The sequence below is a fragment of the Kiloniella sp. EL199 genome (assembly GCF_900313065.1).
Classification (GTDB): domain Bacteria; phylum Pseudomonadota; class Alphaproteobacteria; order Kiloniellales; family Kiloniellaceae; genus Kiloniella.
Genome location: NZ_OMPU01000010.1, coordinates 502,977 through 521,630, shown reverse-complemented (window position 1 = coordinate 521,630; position 18,654 = coordinate 502,977). Strand labels below are relative to the sequence as shown.

The window sequence follows — 18,654 nt, the reverse complement described above, 5'->3', positions numbered from 1 at the left end:
GAACCAGATTTTTCACTAGCAGAGAAATGCCCAGGAACCCTTCCCATCTGTATTTGATGTGACTTGGCTGAATACTTTACGAGGCAACGTGATCTTCCACAGAGAAACCCCAATTTTATGAACAAGAACCAGCGTCAAATACCAACGCCTGGATAAACGACGGAGTTTTACGCGTGCTTTCTTTTGAGGTCCTTGTACTCTTTTTTCCACTCTGCATTCTACTCGCCCTCACACCGGGACCAGATAATATCTTTGTTCTGACCCAATCAGCCTTGAATGGAAAAATGGCTGGTATTCTTGTTGTTCTTGGCCTTTGCACAGGTGTCTTGATTCATACCACGGCTGTTGCGCTGGGTGTTGCCGCTATTTTTCAGGCATCCCCTACCGCGTTCAATGTTCTGAAAATCATAGGTGCACTTTATCTGCTCTACCTTGCATGGGGTGCATTACGAGCTAAAGCTGAAGACATCTCTGTCGAGGATGGGAACTCAAACGGAGAACAGGATGTAAATCGCGCCCAGAAAATCGGGTATTTCAAACTATACAGACGGGGCATCATTATGAATGTAACAAACCCAAAGGTATCGATTTTCTTCCTTTCTTTTTTACCCCAGTTTGCAGACCCAACGCGGGGGAACATGTCACTACAGATGATCCAGCTTGGTGGCTTTTTCATCCTTTCAACCATTTTAATATTTGGTGGCATTGCTTTGCTCGCAGGGGCTATCGGTGGGTATTTACAACGATCAACCAAGGCACAAAATATTATGAACAAAACTGCAGGTCTTGTTTTCATCGCACTGGCGGTCAAACTTGCAACGGTCCAGCAATAACGCTCACAAAATCGCATCTCTGGAATAGCGCCCCAGAAATAACACCTAAGCTACTTGATCCAAATCAAGTTCATACATATGCAAATAGGTTAAGCTCTTTCAAAATCAGTGCTCAGTTATGCCCTGTGTCCAACTATGCCCGGTGAAGGAGAACAATCGGCATGTCACAACATACGCATACATCCAGAGAGAACCAGTTTCATTCTCCATTTCTTGAGCTGACCGCAGAAAAAAAAAAGTTCTCTTACCCCTTAGCCGTATAGAAACCTTTCCTGCGGGGGCTACTATTGTCAAATTCGGCGAAAAGGCTGAAAACTTTTATGTTCTAGAAGACGGATATGTCCGCCTTTTATTGAATTCCACCTATGGCGATAAGAAATCAACCATCGATGTCCTCGGCCCCGGCAGTGCCTTTGGTGAAGAATCAATCACCACTTCGGCGTTGAGCAACTTCACTTGTGTTGCCTTGGATGATGTCGAAACGCGGGTTATACCTGGTGACGTTCTCAGGCGAATTTTGTTGGAAGATCCCGTACTTCTTTTTCGTATGATGGGAAGTATTTCTCTCAACATGCATTCTCTCATGACACAAATTGCCGATTTAAAAATGCGTTCAACAGCCGAGCGCCTTAGCATGTTCCTTATCGATCTTTCTGGTAAAGAGGAAGGATCTGTCACAATAACCCTGCCATATGATAAACGCGTTATTGCAGACAAATTAGGTATGTCACCGGAAACCCTATCCCGCACCTTTGCAAAATTAAGAAAAATAGATGTTGATACCCGTCCCGGTAATAGAGTTACTATTGGAGACATCGAAAAACTTGCTGATTATTGTGGATATTCATTCGTCTAGAATAGAGTTTTCAAAAAGCTAAAGGCCTTCACTAATGAAACACTTTACAATTGGAGATAGCGAACTTGAGGCCTTGTCAAAGGTCGCCATCTTTTCGCAATTGCCGGAAAAACTGTTGAAGGAACTTTTTGAAAATGCATCGGCTGCATACTATCTAAACCAGACTGATTTGTTTATGGCTGGTGATCCGGCTGACAGCTTTTATATTCTTTTATCAGGCGAAGTTCACCTTACGATTTTAACTGCTGATGGCGCGCAAAGCCTTGTACGCATAGTCGAACCTGGCGAAAGCTTTGCCGAAGCTGCAATGCTTGGACTTGGCACATTCCCCATCAACGCAACAGCAATGCCCAAGTCGCGAATTGTTAAACTTTCCAAAGTGATGTTTGAAAAGAAAATTTCAGGCAATCCGGAAGCAGCTCTTCATTTGCTCAGTGCGCTTATCAAGCGACAACAGTTTTTAATTAGTGAAATCAAAATTCTAAAAAGTCTCTCACCCTGCCAACGGGTCGCTTCTAAATTACTTTCTCTTTACGAAAGCAATAAATGGAAAGGGTCAGGCAATCTACCTCGTTGCAAACAAACCATGGCGAGTAACATCGGCATAGATCCTGCCAGCTTTTCACGTGTATTACGCCGACTTGAAGACGCCGGGATCGTTTGCGAAAAACAGGAAGTAATCATTACAGATCCGGAAAAATTACGTCTCTATTGCGCCGGATTTGGTTATATTTTTGATGACAATAAGCTCTTGATGTCTGCTTAAATCAAAAACGCGTCGAAACAGATACAGGACAGAACCTATATGGGTCATGAAATCACCTCCAACGATGAGGACAGCAATTATTGTATCCTCAGAGTTGAAGATATAATTGCAGAAGGTCGCATTCCCGTTGATGTCGTCACAAATGCTCTCTTTGCATCCGATGAAGAGACTCAGGTGATGCTGCAATCAAATTTTGACCCGATCCCTTTACGCTTAAAACTAAGCAAGATGGGGTGTATTATTGATCATAAAGAAAGTTCAGAAGGTTGGCTTTTTCATATTTATCGTGATCAAGCGTTGGTAGAGAAAAAGCAAAAAACAACCGATACAGCTAAGGCTGTATTTCATTTCGACGATGATATTATCACCATTAATGTTCGCTCCTTCAGCTATCCGAATGATTTCCTTGAAGTGTTACGATTTATGGATACATCACTAGATGCTGACTGTTTCGGTATAGAGATAAATCGTTTTTCGGATAAATTCAGAGACATACTATCCGAGCGTGGATGGATATGTATCTCGAACACAAAAGCCCACCATAATTCTAGAGATGATACCAACGATAACATTGATGATTATCGCGTTCTGGTTCTTGAAAAAGAGTGATACAATCAAGAATATTTTTCGTCACACTCCTTGTTCCATTACCAAGCGAAAACCTACATTATTTGGTGGAGAACCAACTGAACAACCACCAATTTTGGGATCTCTAATAAGCTCGGACTGATATGATCTATGTTCTCCCTGCATAATACGCACACCACCACAGGCCTCACTTCTTTCCTTTGAAGTTGTAAGATCACTATAGTCTGTACTCCAACAGGTTTGCGTCCATTCCCAGACATTACCTTCCAGATCAACCAACCCATATTGGTTTGTACCGTATCCACCAGTAACCTTGGTCTTACTTGTTTTCGGGCGATTGCTAAAGGTGACATAATCAGCAGCCCAGGCAAGGCGGGGATCATCAAACAATTTTTCAGGCGGACTAATCACATCACGAGAAAAATAGTTCCACTCTGATTCCAAAGGCAAACGGAAAGTTTGCCCTGTTTTGAGAGAAATCCAGCGAATAAACTCTTCCGTATCAAAATAACTGACTTTGGTCACAGGATGCCGAAGAGTTTCGTTATCCCGCATCTTGGGCTGATAACTACACCCCCCATCATCATAACATGCTTGCCAATGCCCGATTGTCACCTCTGAATAGCTCACAAAAATCGTTTTGCGATCAGTAAAACTTGACGTTTCGTTTGGCTCCAGTTCTATACGAACCAACCTTGGATGATACTCCGGGGTCTCTGCCATCACAGCATCCAGCTTATCCTTTTCCTCAACAACTTTGCCGAACAAAAGAACACCGCTTGCGACAGCAAGACTAAGAAACAAGCCCAGAACAATATATCTAATATTCATCATCTGATCCCTTGATCAATCTGGAAAAACCAGAGCCAAACAACCTTTACCTACGTCACTAAATCCGCTCTTAGCTCGTGCCACCTTTCTTAACTTGCTTCATGAGATCGTCGTCCCATTCGCCTTCGACAACCATATGGCCAACGGCACCCAACTCAGTTGCTTCAATCAAATTATGATTTACATAGGCATAGACGCCCGGTTGCAGGAATTCATAGTGGAAGACCCCGGCTGATCCACCGCGGATGATAGCTGTTTCGTGTCCACGTCCTGCGATGTCATCAAAAGATCCGGCCTCCCAGGAATAGTTCCAGTGCCCGCCAATAAGGTGCGGACGACAATCTCTGTTAGCTTGAGAATGAATAAAGAGAACTTTTTCGCCAACTTTGGCTTTCATCGCACTGTCACCCGTCAGGGCACCAACCTTACCGTTGAAAACTTCGTGCGTTGGAATTAAGCCACGCGCAAGTTCCATAACTTCAGAGAAATCTTCGCCCGCTTCGGTGAATTTCATGTACTCGCCGTCTTCACCTTTTGGTACATAAAAGTCCTGTTCTCCGATGTAGTACATTTTGTCATAGGTAATCGCTTTACCCCGACCATCGGTCAGCCCATCACGCGGCAGAACAACAACCGCGCCATTCATACCTTTGATCACATGATAAGGGATCATAGATCCGCCCGGTGCACAGTGGTACACAAAAGCACCCGGTTTAGTCGCTTTCCAGCGCATGACAGCTGTTTCACCAGGAAGGACGTGGGTAAGTCCTCCACCACCAAGAGCGCCTGTTGCAGCATGAAAATCAACGTTGTGTTCCATCGCGTTGGTTTCCGGGTTTTCCAATGTGACTTCCACATAATCCCCTTCGTGAACCACAATCAATGGTCCGGGAACACTTCCATTGAAGGTTAAGGCAATCGTTTCAGCCTCATCATCAATCTGCCATGGCTTCTCTTCAATCGTCATAATCACTTCGACAACCTTCGGGCCACCTTTGGCCACATGGTCGTGTTCAGGTGCAAAAGGCGGTGCAACCAACTCTTGCTTAACACGGGGCAGCTTGGCGATTTCTTCTTCACTAAGGGATGGTTTTACCTTTATCTCGGCACTTGCAATTTGATCATACCCCAGCTTTGTATTGCTTGGAGTGCCTGTACCCGCTGCTCCGGCAGTACCGGCCATTGTGATAGCACCCAAGGCAGCCCCTGTTGATGCCAGTGTCGTTCCTCGCAAGAAGCTGCGACGATCCATTGTTTTGTCGTTGTTGTTTTCCATAATCTTTGCTCCTAGATAAGGTTCCAATCTCTGTCGGAACTCTTGTGACCCCTTAGGTTTACAGGAAGGGATAGGCCTCTGATCGCGAGCCGTCCTAATATCAACTCACGCCTAAGAGGTAATCCAAATTTCCGATCAGTGATTTGACTTTGAGCAAGAAGGCTAAGAGCACTTAAACTTCTCAAAGAGAATCCTAACTAACTAATTGTTTTTAAATAAATTAATTTGATTTGGTACATTTTGTCGCACTATTCAGATACCTTTATTCACAAGCAAATCTCTGACATTTCAGCATTAAAATTACCAAACAAGAAAGCCGTATAAATAAAGCCTGCTCAGCCTACAAATTGACCATCGTCAAATCTAAAGATGCGGCACCAATGTATCTATACAGACAGGTGGAGGGACTGGTGACATTCAGTCGTGGTCTTTCGCATCCGTTTAGCAAGTTTAGGAGATCCATTATGAATGAGCGCTTATCAATCAGCGCCGCCCGGAATATCTTCTACGGAGGGACTATCTTCTTTGCCGTGATCTTTATTGGTCTCGTCATTGATTCTGTTTACTACGCAACTGATCCTGAAACATCAAATGCGGAAGAACTCAACGAGCAAGTCGCCCTTGGTAAAGAAGTATGGGAACGGCATTCCTGTATTAACTGTCACACCCTTCTTGGCGAAGGCGCCTATTTTGCGCCAGAACTCGGAAACGTCTGGGCACGTCGCGGAGGTGAAGAAGATGCAGAGGGCGCGGCCGATTACATCAAAGAATGGATGAAATCGCAGCCAACTGGTATCGAAGGTCGCCGTCAAATGCCGAATTTTGACCTTAGTGAAGAAGAATTGGATGCTCTTGTCGAGTTCTTCAAGTGGACCAATGGGATCAATACCCAGAATTGGCCACCAAACGAAGAAGGGTGAGCCAGGGGAACTATCACATGAAATATCAAACTCAAAAAGTAGCACTCTATTACTTCGTCGGAGCGCTCGTCTTATTTCTTTCCCAGGTAACCTTCGGGGCCTTGGCCGGAGCCGTTTATGTGTGGCCAAATCTTTTGGCAGAAACACTTCCCTTTAACATCATTCGTATGATCCACACCAACAGCCTTATTGTCTGGCTGCTGATGGGCTTTATGGGAGCTGCCTATTATCTGGTTCCCGAAGAAGCTGAAACCGAGATCTACAGTCCCTTTTTGGCAAAATTGCAATTCTGGCTGTTCCTTGGTGGGGGTGCCGCCGCAATCGTAGGCTACATCTTCGGTGTTCACGGTGGTCGTGAGTTCCTGGAACAACCGCTCTGGATCAAGCTCGCCATTGTCGGTGTGATGCTGATTTTCCTATTCAATCTCAGCATGACAGTCCTCAAAGGTCGGAAAACAGCTGTTTCCATGATCCTTGTGATCGGCCTGTGGATGGTTGCCCTTCTCTTCCTTTTTGCCTTCTACAATCCGGTCAACCTCGTCCTGGACAAGGTATTCTGGTGGTTCGTTGTCCACCTGTGGGTTGAAGGTGTCTGGGAATTGATTATGGCCTCTATCCTCGCCTTTCTGATGATCAAGATGACCGGTGTTGACCGCGAGATTGTCGAAAAATGGCTTTATCTTATCGTCAGCCTCGCACTCTTCACCGGATTGCTGGGAACAGGACACCATTACTACTGGATCGGTGCGCCCGGTTACTGGCAGTGGATTGGTTCAGTCTTCTCAACACTGGAAGTCGCTCCGTTCTTTGCCATGGTTCTCTTTACCTTCTACATGGTCTGGAAAGGTGGTCGGAAACATCCAAACCACGCCGCTATTCTCTGGGCACTTGGCTGTTCTGTGTTCGCCTTCTTCGGTGCCGGTGTCTGGGGCTTCCTTCACACCTTGGCCAACGTGAACTACTACACACACGGAACCCAGGTTACAGCCGCTCATGGCCACCTTGCCTTCTATGGTGCCTATGTCATGGTCAATCTGGCAATCATCACCTATGCCCTGCCTAAAATTTTGGGACGCGAACCTTACAACCAGACTCTTAACATGTGGGGTTTCTGGGTTTGCTCATCCGGGGTTGCCTTTATGACCTTTACCCTGACATTTGCCGGGGTCATCCAGTCTCACGTTCAGCGCTTTCTGGGTGAGTCCTATATGGATGTTCAGGATCAGATGATGTTTTTCTACCAATTGCGTCTTGGTTCCGGTCTGGTCGTTGTAATAGGCGCTTTCATCATTGTGTACGCCCTTCTTGTTCCAAGAAAAGAAACACAGCCTGTGAATGCATCGGCACAACAACCCGCGGAATAGAGGCTGTTGTTATGGCGATTGGGGTTTGGCGTTTCAAACCCCAATCAGCCCACTTTTAAACTAGAAAATTTATTCGTCATTTCATTTATTAAAACAGGTGTTTGTTATGGCACAGCCACAACCTTATTACGAACCAACAGCAAACGAGTGCCTCCTTTTCGAACAGGCATTCAAAAACAAACTTCCCCTGTTGCTAAAAGGACCAACAGGATGCGGGAAAACACGTTTTGTCAGTCATATGGCGCACCAGATCGGCGTTCCCCTTCACACCGTTTCCTGTCATGACGATCTTTCAGCCTCTGACTTGACGGGGCGTTATCTTCTCAAAGGCGGAGATACAGTCTGGACGGATGGTCCCTTGACCAAAGCCGTCCGGGAAGGCGGGATCTGTTATCTTGATGAAGTTGTCGAAGCACGCAAGGATGTTGCTGTTGTCCTTCACCCCTTAACTGATGATCGACGGCTACTGCCGCTGGAGCGTACGGGCGAATTGCTGGAAGCACCAGATGATTTCATGTTGGTTGTTTCCTATAACCCCGGTTACCAGAACATGATGAAAAGCCTCAAGCCCAGCACAAGGCAACGCTTTATCGCCGCCGAATTTGACTTTCCCGATGCCCAGACCGAAACACGCATTGTTTCAACGGAAAGTGGCCTGGATCAGGATCGCACAATGGGTCTTGTCAGACTGGCCCGCAAGCTAAGGGACATGAAAGGGCATGATCTGGAAGAAGGTGTTTCGACCCGCCTTCTGGTCTATTGCGCAACACTTATTCAGGCGGGACTAGGGTATGACGAAGCCATTCGTCACGCCATGATCGAACCTTTGACCGATGAGTATGATGTGAAACAGGGACTGGAAGAAGTGGTTCGGGTCAGCTTCGGATAAACCCATTTTCATCCCAGAACTCCATCTCAAACACTAAGCTAAAGTTAAAAATAAAAGAAGAAAGTCGCGTCATGGGTATAATGGAACTGATAGAGGTAGAAGAGTTTGTGGGCCGACAATGGCACAAACTTATTGCCAATGCAGAAAGCTATCCTGCTTTTGCTGATCAGGCTGTGGTACTGGATGACGTTAAGGTTTTGCTCAGCGTATTCTTTCGAGCTTTGGGTGGGGAAAACGCCGTTGAGATTGCCGCCAGTGGCAGTGAAAAGTCCAATCACCGCCTTTCCTTTCGCCAAAAGCTGGGCATCGACATCGAAAAGCTCTCTCGCCCGACCCTTGACGGTCGTACCATGATGCTGCCCGATCAAATTGCTCTCTTTCCACAAAGATCCCTCAATCGAGATCTCTATCTCTGGCTTGCAGCTTTCTTTTCTCAACATCAAAACGAAAAACCTATTGATATAAGTAATCCTTTGTTAGCCGATATCCTTTTCATTCGTCAGGCATATCAGGTCTCTCTATTCATTTTGGATGAACTCCCCGGCCTTCGGAAAGTTTATAGATCGCTTTGCCAGAACTTGCTGGAATTACGCCCCAAACGGGACTACTTGCCCGATCAGGAAAAAGCTCTTGAAGATGCCATCCTTTATTTGCTTGATCACAATACAAAAAAACAGTCCTCAGCTTTTTCTGATCGCGCCAAGCTGTACCTCGCGATCATTCAATGCCCCTCCTTGGCCGATCTGGCATCAACAAATCTAGATCTCAGTGGATTTGAGCAAGCCAAACAGAGCTATCGTCCTTTCTTGCCTGTTCCTTTGTGGGGTGAGGTCATCCCGACTGCCTCTACCAATAGCTCTTCCGAGACAGAGAGCGGCAGCGGTACCAACAAGCATTCTCGGGATAAAAAAAAACGCCGGGCAGAACGGCAGGAACTGGATCAGACACAAAAGGGGGATGGGTTTTTCGTCAGCGTTTACGACAAACTCATGGCCGTATCTGATGTAATCAATCTGGACAGAAACATCAAAGAAGACGAAGAAGAGGACGCCCTGGAAACAGCCGATGATATTGACCGCATCACCCTAAGCAATCACAAAGAAAAGGTTGCTACCCAAATCAAGATGGATTTGGACCTACCGGCAAATGAGCTGGATGAAAGTCGAATAGAAGCAAAACGAACTGTCCATGAATGGCACTATCGCAAAAATGCTTTTTTGCCCAACTACTGCGCAATCACCATGCGGGAAGCATCTGACGAAGATACGGGATGGGAATTAGGTCAGGAAGCTGGCAAACGTATTCGTCTGGTCCGTCGACAGTTTGAGGCCTTCAAAAATGATCGCAAGCTTTTACGCGCACAGCCCGAAGGCAATGACCTTGATATCGAAGCACTGGTTCGGGCACAGGGCGATTTAAAGGCAAGCGGGATTTGTTCAGACCGCATATATGTCAATACCCGCAAGATTGATCGTGACATTGCTGTCTCTATCCTGATGGATGTTTCCCTCTCAACAGATAGTTGGCTGGATGATCGTCGGGTGATCGATGTGGAAAAAGAGTCTCTTGCTATTCTGGCCAATGGTCTGGATGCCGCAGGTGACGATCTGTCCATACATACCTTCACATCCCGCAAGCGTCATTATATCCGTCTGGATCGGGTAAAGGGTTTTGAAGAACCATTAAATGATAAGGTTATGCAACGCGTTGGCGCGCTAAAGCCCGGATATTACACCCGTATCGGTGCCGCGATCAGGGTCATGGCCGAGGAACTGGATATCAGACCCAACAAGCAGAAACTCTTATTGATCCTGACAGACGGCAAACCCAATGACGTGGATCATTACGAAGGCCGTTACGGTATTGAAGACGCCAGAAAGGCAGTACAGGAATGTCGTCGCAAAGGCATAACAGTCTTTGGTGTCACCATAGATCAGGAGGCAAAAGACTATTTCCCTACAATCTTTGGACGTGGAGCCTATCACATCGTTGGGAATGCTGCCCGCCTCTCTCAGGCCCTGCCAAAAATTTACAGGCAATTGGTTAACGCGACAAATTAACATCAAATATTCCGAGAATTTCTGGTAAATTCGAAACAAAAAATTAAAAAAAAGCTAGAAAAGACAGCTTGTTAACTTTATTTCATCATTCAGGTGCTACATTTACGACGGTTTCTTGGATATGGAAGATCTCATGGCTGCCTCATTGCCATCCTTACAACGCTTTGCACGGCTTAATAGTAATTCTGATAAAACCGAAGTCAGCGAAGTTGTCGCCGCGGTCATCGAAGACCTGCGCATAACGGTTAAGAATACCATAGATCCAGCAACAGCCCGGCGATCTATTGCTGACCTCTTGGATTTTTTGAACAGCCTGAAATCTACCGTTCATCCAGGTCGCGTGGAACTGGCACAATCCATATCGCAAAAGATTATTCCAGAGCTTTATCAAAAGGATGAACCAAGCGAATATGACGACTATCAATATCTGCGTGCGGAATATTTACTGGTCAATCACATCTGCAGCAAAATTGCCAACAATCTATCATTGATGAGGGGGGAAGTTTCCGCCCATCCCGGCTTTAGAAAAGGTCGCCGCGAATTTGCTGTTCATCCCCTGTGTATCTATGCCACGCTCTACGCGTCTGGCATTCGGGATCTTATAACCAAGCTTATTACCCAACGCTTTCGCAATAAAAAGATCCAGACCACAATTTATGAACCTCTGACCCGTGATGTCATCGGGGTTGGAAAAAATCATGCCTCTTTCTTCGAAGATAATGTGATCCATATTGACGAACAAGTCACAAAACTCCTGGATTGGGCCATATCCATAGAACATAGTATCACCGCAAAAAAATCTTCCGATCAATCTGAAATTTCAGAAGAATTTACCGCTGAAGAACTTCTTGTCCAGGAATTGCGCGACAAGCTAAAACTTCATTCCGAAATTAATGAATACTTCCTGCCGCAAACAGCCGGCTTTGTACTGATCAAGCATTTTTACACCCTCAACAAAGGGCGCTTTCTTCATTCCATCAAGGAAATTCAGAACGCGACCAAATACGGCAATGATCATAGCCAGATTGTCTTGCAAATCGATCAGATCGTCAATGAAACCGAAGAGCTGGAGTTTGACATCATTGCCCTTTCCGCCCATGCCGTTGGTGAGGAACGCAGTCTGTTAACTTATAAAGCATTACAGGACATCTGTATTGGATCAGGCCGAACCCGCGATGCAATGCTCGAAGCACGCCCGTTGATTGCCGCAGAACTGGGCCGTCAGCCTATTCACATGGCAAAACAGATTATCTTTGAAGCGCAGAAAAAAATCGGTAACATCCAGAAAATCGAAGAAATGTTCGAAAATTTCCGTGAAATGATCAGCCGTCTGAATCAGAAAAGATTTGAGCCAGAAATCAAAACCTGTGCCAGTATGATGCTTGCCTCTAAAAGTCTGCACCCCTTGGTCAAATGGCTGGAAAATGAAGGCGCAGAAGAAGGCACTTTCTTCCTGCGTATGCAACAGGTCCAGATTGCCCTCAAGAAAAAATGGAATATCGTCTAACGATCACGCCACTATATCGTTCGCTAAAAAACCTTTCTTCTCTTGAATAGAATCACTCTCTCACAGCTCGAAAGAGGTCATAAACCTTCCCTCTCTCGAGCTTGAGTTTCTTCGATAAAGACTATCTTTTAATCTCTTATCACCGCATCAAAGAAGAGGCTCAAAACTTGCCGTGAAGTGGCGCAGCATTTTGGGTTCTTCGGTAATACGATATCCCGGCAAGGTATCTTTTATGGCAGAAAGCTCTTCAAAGACCTCAACCATATAGTCTGCATGGGATTGCGTATAAACCCGGCGTGGGATGGCCAAACGTACCAGATCCATAGCCGCAGGCTTTTCAGATCCGTCTGGGGCACGTCCAAACATAACCGTGCCAATTTCGCACCCCCTGATACCACCGAGTTCGTAAAGTGCACAGGCAACCGCCTGTCCAGGGTATTGCAACGGTGCGATATGTGACAACCAGCTCCGGGAATCGATAAAGACCGCATGTCCCCCCGCAGGTTTGACCACAGGCACGCCCAATGCATCCAGCCGTTCACCAATATATTCGTTGGTGCGAATGCGATACCGCAAATAGTTCTCGTCAACAATCTCTGTCAATCCCTGTGCGATCGCGTCCAGATCCCGTCCAGCAAGACCGCCATAGGTGGGAAAACCCTCTGTCATGATCAGACGTGCACGACAATTTTCTGCCAACTCATCATCATTGAGCGCAAGCCAGCCACCAATGTTGGCAAAGGCGTCCTTTTTCGCCGACATCGTCATGCCATCTGCAAGGGAAAAACAATCACGCACGATTTCCTTGATTGTCCGGTCACCCTGCCCGGCTTCGCGCTGTTGAATAAACCATGCATTTTCCGCAAAGCGACAGCCATCAATGATAAAGGGTTTCCCAAAACGTTTCGCCAGTGCCGCTGTGCCACGGATATTTTCCAATGACACAGGTTGCCCTCCCCCGGCATTATTGGTGATGGTCAGCATGACACAGGGCACTTTATCACCATACTCCCCCAGATAGCTTTCCAACTTGCCCAAATCCATATTGCCCTTAAAGGGATGGATCACTGCCGGGTCTTTGCCTTCTTCGATTACGAGGTCCGTGGCTTCCGCCCCGCTATTTTCAATATTCCCCCGTGTGGTATCAAAGTGTGTGTTGGATGGAATGTGCTTCCCCTCGCCCCCCAGAATAGAGAAAAGGATTGCCTCAGCCGCGCGTCCTTGATGCGTCGGGATAATATGCTTGAAATCCATCAAATCCCGCACAGCAGCTTCAAAACGATAGAATGACGGCGATCCTGCATAGCATTCATCCCCCGCCATCAGCGCAGACCATTGCCGCGATGACATGGCCGATGTTCCACTGTCGGTTAACAGGTCAATCAACACATCATCAGAATGCAGTTTAAAAAGGTTATATTCGGCCTTCTTCAACAAATCACGACGCTCTTGCAGCGTTGTCATGCGAATAGGTTCTACAGATTTTATACGAAAGGGTTCAATTATGGTCTTCATCAAAAGGGTTCTCCGCTTTCGCCCCTTTTAGATGCTTCACTCCGCAAAGAAGATAAAGACCGTATTCCAATCGGGGCAAAGCGCCGCGGTTGCCTGCTGCTCATCAGCCTGCCGCGCTCAGCGCCCAAATTCATACCCCGTAAAAATAACTTCTCAGGAAGGATGTTTCAAGCGCCAAATCGATGATCAAAACCTGTAAAACCGTTTAACGCTGAATCCAGATAGCAGTTACATCATCATTTGGGGGGATTTCAGAACGTGCATAAAAACTGTTTAACAGGTCTTCCAGTGGTCTTTTCTCGCTTGATTGGGATAGAGTTTTATGTACCAGTTTCACAAGTCCATCATCCTCTAGTGGCGTGGCGTTATCATCTGGCGTTTCAATCAGAGCATCCGAGTACAAAAGCAAAAATCCGTCGGGGTTCAGAGCAATCTCGTGATCCTGGAATTCAATTGACTTCTTGATACCAATTGGCAATCCATCCGGGATGCCTAGGAAGACTTCATTTATTGAAGCAGCCCCCATAACAGGCGCTGTATGTCCGGCCGAAGCATAGGTTAGTGTATTTTTTTCAACATTGATTATTGAATAATTCACTGTCGCGAACTGACCACGTGGTATGAGATCGATCAACTGATCATTCAACTTTTCCAGATACCGTGCCGGATTCTCGGCATCTGGTTCCAGATCTTTTACGACGGTGTGAAAACGAAATGTATTTACCGCAGCACCAACGCCATGTCCGGTGAAATCGACGATAAAAATTCCGAAGCTTGTATCACTGATTGGATGTACGCCCCAACAATCGCCACTGAGCTCAGATGACGGTTTATAATGCCAGTCGAGCTTGATTCCATATTTTTCCTCAACGGCCAGAATATCATGTTCGCGGGGCAGCAGCTGTAGCTGCATGGACCGGGCTGCTTCTAATTCATGCTCAACTCTTTGCTGATAGGACTTCAGGTTTGTGAAGAGAAGGCGGTGTTCCAAATGGGTCCGAACACGCAACCGCAGAAGTTTAAAATCAATTGGCTTTGAAATAATATCCGTGGCCCCGGCATGCAAAACTTCATTTCGGAACGCTTTATCGTCGTGCCCTGTTTCCACGATGATCGGCATGTCATCAAAAACGGGGTCTGCTCTTATTTGTTTCAGAACCTCTATACCGGTCATACCCGGCATCTGAATATCAAGAATAACAAGATCGGGCCTGGTGTCCTTAATCCGCTGAATCCCGGCAAGTCCGTCTTCGGCAACATCAATAGAAACAAACCCGGCTGAACTTAATTGAGCCTTGATCAACTCACGGATTAGCATCTCATCATCAACGACCAGGATATGGCAGGTTTTTACATCAACCAGTTTTACCGATACGTCATCCTGATTTTCGCCGACTGAACCATGAGAAGATCCAGCATTAGTAATGATTTCCATACACAAGCCTAATACCACACATAAACAGAAGCAGCCCTCAATTCTCCTCTGTCAAACCAGTTAAATTCACAACCCTTTAATTATCAGGCAAGAGCCAGGTTGTTTTCTTTCCTTCGGCGACGACTTTTCAGGTACGATTATCTTTCCTGAAACGGTTAATAACAAATATATAAAACCCACCTTTTTATACGATCATCCCTTCACCGTATTTATCACTTGATCGAAATGATTTCTGAAAACTTGGAAATTTCGAGCATCTTCCGAACCTGTCCTGTCGGACTACACAGTTCCAGGTTTTTCCCGCCTTCCTCAGCCGCATCATTGATCAGCAAAAGCATACCAAGACCTGCAGAATCAATTGATTCCAGCCCGCTCAAATCAATGGAATAGCCTGAGCAGCTACTTTCTTTCACGTCTTTGATAATTTGCTGTGTTTTGGGATTATCAGAAAATCCGAATTCCCCGCGAAAAGAAATGGAGACCGTATTACCATTTTGTGTTGTTGAATAATCCAATGTCCTAGAATCCTCTAATATAATAATCAGTAATACCGTAAAGCTTTTAAAATCTTAGCTAACAGACTTTAAGAAACTTTGAATTTCTATCCGGAAAGTCGTCATCGTTTCATCAAGAGATTTGGCTTCCCATAACATTTGAACAGATTTTCTTGAAGAACGTGCTGCTGACATTGTCAAGTTACCCACACTATCCAGCACCATGTTTGCGTCCGAACTAACACTACTTGCTGTCCGTGCAATTTCTTGTGTAACGGCATTTTGCTCTTCGATCGCACTAGCAATGATTGTTGTTGCCGTATTAACTTCATCCATAACACTGCCAATACGTTCAATCGCCGTTACAGACTCGCCCGTAGAACTTTGGATTGTATTAATGATTGAAGAAATCTGCTCAGTTGCTTTTGCTGTCTGGGTTGCAAGGTTTTTAACCTCTGATGCGACAACAGCAAATCCCTTTCCGGCGTCCCCGGCACGGGCGGCTTCAATCGTTGCGTTAAGTGCCAAGAGATTGGTTTGTTCCGCAATCGCAGAAATCATTTCTGAGACCTCGCCGACCTTCTGGCTTTCTTTTTCCAGCCCACGAACCATATTCGTCGCTTGATCAACCTCTGTAACCGCTGTTTCTGCGATTGTAGAAGACTGGGTTACCTGTTGCGATATTTCAGAAATGGAAGCTGACAATTCTTCTGCTGCTGCAGCGGTCGAATCAACGTTGGATGATGTACGTTCCGCAGCCATGGCGACCTCAAAGGATCGATTACCTGTTTTCGTTGTTTCCGTACCTGATGATGCCGCCGCACCATCTATACGTTCAGCCACATCCATGACCTGTGCAATTAAATCTGCGGCCTGAGTTTCGAAATCTTTGATTGCCGCGGCCACTTCCCCGGCCCGCTGTAACTTGGCAGCTTCCTCTTCCAATTTCTCTTTCGCCAGACGCTCGCTTTCAAGCATATTGTTTTTAAAGACTTCTACAGTTACCGCCATTTCGCCAATTTCATCACGGCGATCCTGTGCAGGTATAGTAACTGTTTTATCGCCTTCTGCCAGTTGCTGCATTGCTACGGTCATGCCCCTCACAGGACCACCAATAACCTGTCCCAAAGCCAGAGCTATTCCAATTGCGACAACCAATCCAACAGCACCAACGACAACCAGCTCCAGCTCCGCCAAGGCAATTTCCCCCTGCGCCTGAACCGCAATTTCGTGCTCATGTTCAGCGGCAACATGGGCCAATTCTTCTGATGTATTTAATATGATCGCTGAAAAATTCGGCATTTCAACGTCCATCATTTCGGTCAATTCAATCTGATCTTTCAAAACAATATCGTACGTTTCTTCGTACTTTGCTCTAAGGTCCTGTAACTCTTTATAAAGCTCGCGCTCGTGATCCGTATGAAGTTCTGGTTCTGCCGCCTTCAAAGTCTTATCAAATAACGCAAATTCATCTGAAACCTTTTTTGCGTATTCTTTCTTGCCTTCGAACAGCAATCGCCCTGTATCAACCTGAATAAGGAAAGCATGCTCCCGGGCTTCAAAAGCCAGATCCATTAACTTTGCGTTGTTTTCTTCCCGCGCATCAGCAATCAAGCCATCCAGATCCTTGATCATAAGATCAGCAGCAGGTTCCAGTTCCTCATCAACCAATGTCAAAAACTCATGCTTTTTCTTCGCAACGATCAGGAAATCCTTGGAATAAGATTCAAACGCCACCTTGATATCAGAAATCAGCTTTTGATGCTCTTCGATCGGAATGCCTTCTTCGGCGAGTTTAATTGCCTCGGCAGTTTCTTTTTCGTATTTATGTGTCGCGGCTTCTGACGCATCATCACCTTTTTGAACAAAGGCGCGCGCCGCCCGGCTCATCTTCAAGAATTTGAGTTCAATATTTGTCGCCAATTCCAATTCTTTGGCTGCGAACTCCATTTCCTCGACTTCATGACCAACTTTCACGAAGTTCCAATAGGCCAATCCCATAACAGAGAAAAATATGAGGATGACAACACCAAAGCTGCTTAAAAGCTTGGTGTTTATTTTCAGATTTGAAAGAAGTTTTAACGCACTAATATTCTTTGGAGAAAGCGTGGGTGTGTTATCGGCCATGAAGTTGCGCCCTAAATAATATTATATTCAGGCTTATTTGAAACCTTACCTTGTAAATTTTTAGTTAATTAAAAAACAGAATGTAACACTTAATTGTAATATCCGAGTAAATCATTAGGTTTTCCTCTCTAATTCCACGAATAAAAGAGGGAAAATTATTCGAGGGATTGTATCTTCCCTTTATCTGATCATCTTTTGGAGGCGAGGATCATAGTAAAAATTAGTCTTTTCCAGTATTTTTAGGTCTGCCGTTTCCGGGTGACTGGGATTAATCAGAATGTTGTATTCATCCCTCACGATGGCTGAGGGGATTTCCAAAGCTGCTTCTTTACCCTCTTGCAACCATTTCGCGCCAAAGTTGCGGGAAACAAAGGTATCAGGCAATTGATCCCACCCTTTAGGCAATTGTTTTTCCGTAACTCGCTTAAGAGAGAGATTATCTGGTATCCAGATAGTAAGCATGACTAACTGTGGTAGTGTCGAAGCTGTTTCATGTACGAAGCGTTCCAGCGCGGCAAGTGAACGGGATGATGCCGTATAGAGAACGGGCAGACCTTTGTGATGCCAGCGCCCGGAGCCATATAGCCCGCCCTGCCCCGACAAATCAGCATAGTTTTTATGGGTAAGCCGATAGAGTTCCACTTTAGGCTGTCATCCCGTACTTCATGCGATTGATGATGTCATTTACAAAATTGATACCAGCCATTGTATCCAGATAGGAAAAGGCACTTTTGTTCCCTAATGCGATTTGCGGCGTTTTCATCCATTCTAATGCAGTCTCGCGGTCATTGAAATAGTCAGTTGCAGAAGTAAGAACCCCCATAATCGCCAAGGTATGCTCGCTCTGTTGTGGGGTAAGGTATCCATCACCTTTTTTACGTTGAATACTGCGCAGGTTTGCCCCGATCAGCGGCACGAGATCACCTTTGGCCACACGTAAAACATCCCCGGCATGATCAATCATATCCACCGGCAACCCCTGCCGGATTACATTCAATGCATTTTCCGTGGTATTCATTGCCTTGGCATTGCCCCCAAGCAAGGCATATTCCGTCGCGTACATGGTCACCTCTCAAAGGATAGTAATATCTTATCTACAATAAATAGCGACAAATGACGTTATGTCAATGGACATATGTCATATTTATATGAAATATACTTGAGGAAATGCCCGATACTTAGCCCTGATAATT

General features: G+C 45.7%; 17 protein-coding genes. 9 read left to right on the top strand and 8 right to left on the bottom strand.

The window, feature by feature from the left end; translation table 11 throughout:
- The first annotated feature begins 173 nt into the window (after positions 1-173).
- From D9A03_RS10835 to D9A03_RS10820, 4 genes are all read left to right on the top strand, one after another.
- Complete coding sequence (locus tag D9A03_RS10835; protein WP_120497195.1) at positions 174-833, top strand: LysE family translocator; 660 nt, start codon at positions 174-176, stop codon at positions 831-833.
- 259 nt (positions 834-1,092) lie between these two features.
- Positions 1,093-1,689 carry a Crp/Fnr family transcriptional regulator gene (locus D9A03_RS10830; protein WP_256386297.1) on the top strand — a complete coding sequence of 199 codons (597 nt, stop codon included), beginning with the start codon at positions 1,093-1,095 and terminating at the stop codon, positions 1,687-1,689.
- 34 nt (positions 1,690-1,723) lie between these two features.
- A complete protein-coding gene (locus tag D9A03_RS10825) occupies positions 1,724-2,455 on the top strand; it encodes a Crp/Fnr family transcriptional regulator (protein ID WP_120497193.1) in 732 nt (243 codons plus the stop codon).
- Positions 2,456-2,494: 39 nt separating this feature from the next.
- The gene (locus D9A03_RS10820) at positions 2,495-3,064 is read left to right on the top strand and encodes a hypothetical protein (protein ID WP_120497192.1); all 570 of its coding nucleotides are present in this window, start codon (positions 2,495-2,497) and stop codon (positions 3,062-3,064) included.
- Between the two features lie 21 nt (positions 3,065-3,085).
- On the opposite strand, the gene D9A03_RS10815 is transcribed toward D9A03_RS10820, so the two are convergent.
- Positions 3,086-3,874 carry an SUMF1/EgtB/PvdO family nonheme iron enzyme gene (locus D9A03_RS10815; RefSeq protein ID WP_162938087.1) on the bottom strand — a complete coding sequence of 263 codons (789 nt, stop codon included), beginning with the start codon at positions 3,872-3,874 and terminating at the stop codon, positions 3,086-3,088.
- Positions 3,875-3,944: 70 nt separating this feature from the next.
- Positions 3,945-5,150, bottom strand: a complete 1,206-nt coding sequence (nirK, locus tag D9A03_RS10810) for a copper-containing nitrite reductase (protein ID WP_216825445.1) — start codon at positions 5,148-5,150, stop codon at positions 3,945-3,947.
- A gap of 464 nt (positions 5,151-5,614) precedes the next feature.
- On the opposite strand from nirK, the gene D9A03_RS10805 reads away from it, so the two are divergent.
- The 5 genes from D9A03_RS10805 (at position 5,615) to D9A03_RS10785 (ending at position 11,890) form a co-directional block, all read left to right on the top strand.
- On the top strand, positions 5,615-6,070 hold the full coding sequence (locus D9A03_RS10805; protein ID WP_120497190.1) for a cytochrome c: 456 nt from the start codon (positions 5,615-5,617) through the stop codon (positions 6,068-6,070).
- Between the two features lie 17 nt (positions 6,071-6,087).
- Positions 6,088-7,434, top strand: coding sequence for a cbb3-type cytochrome c oxidase subunit I (locus tag D9A03_RS10800; protein WP_120497189.1), 1,347 nt, complete (start codon positions 6,088-6,090; stop codon positions 7,432-7,434).
- A gap of 106 nt (positions 7,435-7,540) precedes the next feature.
- Positions 7,541-8,323, top strand: coding sequence for a CbbQ/NirQ/NorQ/GpvN family protein (locus D9A03_RS10795; RefSeq protein WP_120497188.1), 783 nt, complete (start codon positions 7,541-7,543; stop codon positions 8,321-8,323).
- 71 nt (positions 8,324-8,394) lie between these two features.
- Positions 8,395-10,383, top strand: coding sequence for a nitric oxide reductase activation protein NorD (locus D9A03_RS10790; protein WP_120497187.1), 1,989 nt, complete (start codon positions 8,395-8,397; stop codon positions 10,381-10,383).
- A 133-nt stretch (positions 10,384-10,516) separates the two neighbouring features.
- Positions 10,517-11,890 carry a hypothetical protein gene (locus D9A03_RS10785; RefSeq protein WP_162938086.1) on the top strand — a complete coding sequence of 458 codons (1,374 nt, stop codon included), beginning with the start codon at positions 10,517-10,519 and terminating at the stop codon, positions 11,888-11,890.
- Positions 11,891-12,037: 147 nt separating this feature from the next.
- On the opposite strand, the gene D9A03_RS10780 is transcribed toward D9A03_RS10785, so the two are convergent.
- The 6 genes from D9A03_RS10780 to D9A03_RS10755 form a co-directional block, all read right to left on the bottom strand.
- Positions 12,038-13,405, bottom strand: a complete 1,368-nt coding sequence (locus D9A03_RS10780) for a tryptophanase (RefSeq protein WP_120497185.1) — start codon at positions 13,403-13,405, stop codon at positions 12,038-12,040.
- 205 nt (positions 13,406-13,610) lie between these two features.
- Positions 13,611-14,840 (bottom strand): PP2C family protein-serine/threonine phosphatase, encoded by a 1,230-nt coding sequence (locus tag D9A03_RS10775; protein WP_120497184.1) that lies wholly within the window; start codon positions 14,838-14,840, stop codon positions 13,611-13,613.
- Positions 14,841-15,052: 212 nt separating this feature from the next.
- Complete coding sequence (locus tag D9A03_RS10770) at positions 15,053-15,355, bottom strand: STAS domain-containing protein (protein ID WP_162938085.1); 303 nt, start codon at positions 15,353-15,355, stop codon at positions 15,053-15,055.
- A gap of 54 nt (positions 15,356-15,409) precedes the next feature.
- Positions 15,410-17,461 carry a methyl-accepting chemotaxis protein gene (locus tag D9A03_RS10765; protein WP_120497182.1) on the bottom strand — a complete coding sequence of 684 codons (2,052 nt, stop codon included), beginning with the start codon at positions 17,459-17,461 and terminating at the stop codon, positions 15,410-15,412.
- 180 nt (positions 17,462-17,641) lie between these two features.
- Positions 17,642-18,103: an RES family NAD+ phosphorylase gene (locus tag D9A03_RS10760; protein WP_120497181.1), complete on the bottom strand. Its 462-nt coding sequence runs from the start codon at positions 18,101-18,103 to the stop codon at positions 17,642-17,644.
- A 1-nt stretch (position 18,104) separates the two neighbouring features.
- Positions 18,105-18,524: an antitoxin Xre/MbcA/ParS toxin-binding domain-containing protein gene (locus D9A03_RS10755; RefSeq protein ID WP_120497180.1), complete on the bottom strand. Its 420-nt coding sequence runs from the start codon at positions 18,522-18,524 to the stop codon at positions 18,105-18,107.
- Positions 18,525-18,654: the final 130 nt, after the last annotated feature.

Excerpts from the sequence above, each read along its gene's own strand:
- D9A03_RS10780 (WP_120497185.1), bottom strand. The coding sequence starts at position 13,405 with ATGAAGACCATAATTGAACCCTTTCGTATAAAATCTGTAGAACCTATT.
- D9A03_RS10825 (WP_120497193.1), top strand. The coding sequence starts at position 1,724 with ATGAAACACTTTACAATTGGAGATAGCGAACTTGAGGCCTTGTCAAAG.
- D9A03_RS10800 (WP_120497189.1), top strand. The coding sequence starts at position 6,088 with ATGAAATATCAAACTCAAAAAGTAGCACTCTATTACTTCGTCGGAGCG.
- D9A03_RS10755 (WP_120497180.1), bottom strand. The coding sequence starts at position 18,524 with ATGTACGCGACGGAATATGCCTTGCTTGGGGGCAATGCCAAGGCAATG.
- D9A03_RS10820 (WP_120497192.1), top strand. The coding sequence starts at position 2,495 with ATGGGTCATGAAATCACCTCCAACGATGAGGACAGCAATTATTGTATC.
- D9A03_RS10795 (WP_120497188.1), top strand. The coding sequence starts at position 7,541 with ATGGCACAGCCACAACCTTATTACGAACCAACAGCAAACGAGTGCCTC.
- D9A03_RS10790 (WP_120497187.1), top strand. The coding sequence starts at position 8,395 with ATGGGTATAATGGAACTGATAGAGGTAGAAGAGTTTGTGGGCCGACAA.
- D9A03_RS10775 (WP_120497184.1), bottom strand. The coding sequence starts at position 14,840 with ATGGAAATCATTACTAATGCTGGATCTTCTCATGGTTCAGTCGGCGAA.
- D9A03_RS10815 (WP_162938087.1), bottom strand. The coding sequence starts at position 3,874 with ATGAATATTAGATATATTGTTCTGGGCTTGTTTCTTAGTCTTGCTGTC.
- nirK (WP_216825445.1), bottom strand. The coding sequence starts at position 5,150 with ATGGAAAACAACAACGACAAAACAATGGATCGTCGCAGCTTCTTGCGA.
- D9A03_RS10765 (WP_120497182.1), bottom strand. The coding sequence starts at position 17,461 with ATGGCCGATAACACACCCACGCTTTCTCCAAAGAATATTAGTGCGTTA.
- D9A03_RS10785 (WP_162938086.1), top strand. The coding sequence starts at position 10,517 with ATGGCTGCCTCATTGCCATCCTTACAACGCTTTGCACGGCTTAATAGT.
- D9A03_RS10805 (WP_120497190.1), top strand. The coding sequence starts at position 5,615 with ATGAATGAGCGCTTATCAATCAGCGCCGCCCGGAATATCTTCTACGGA.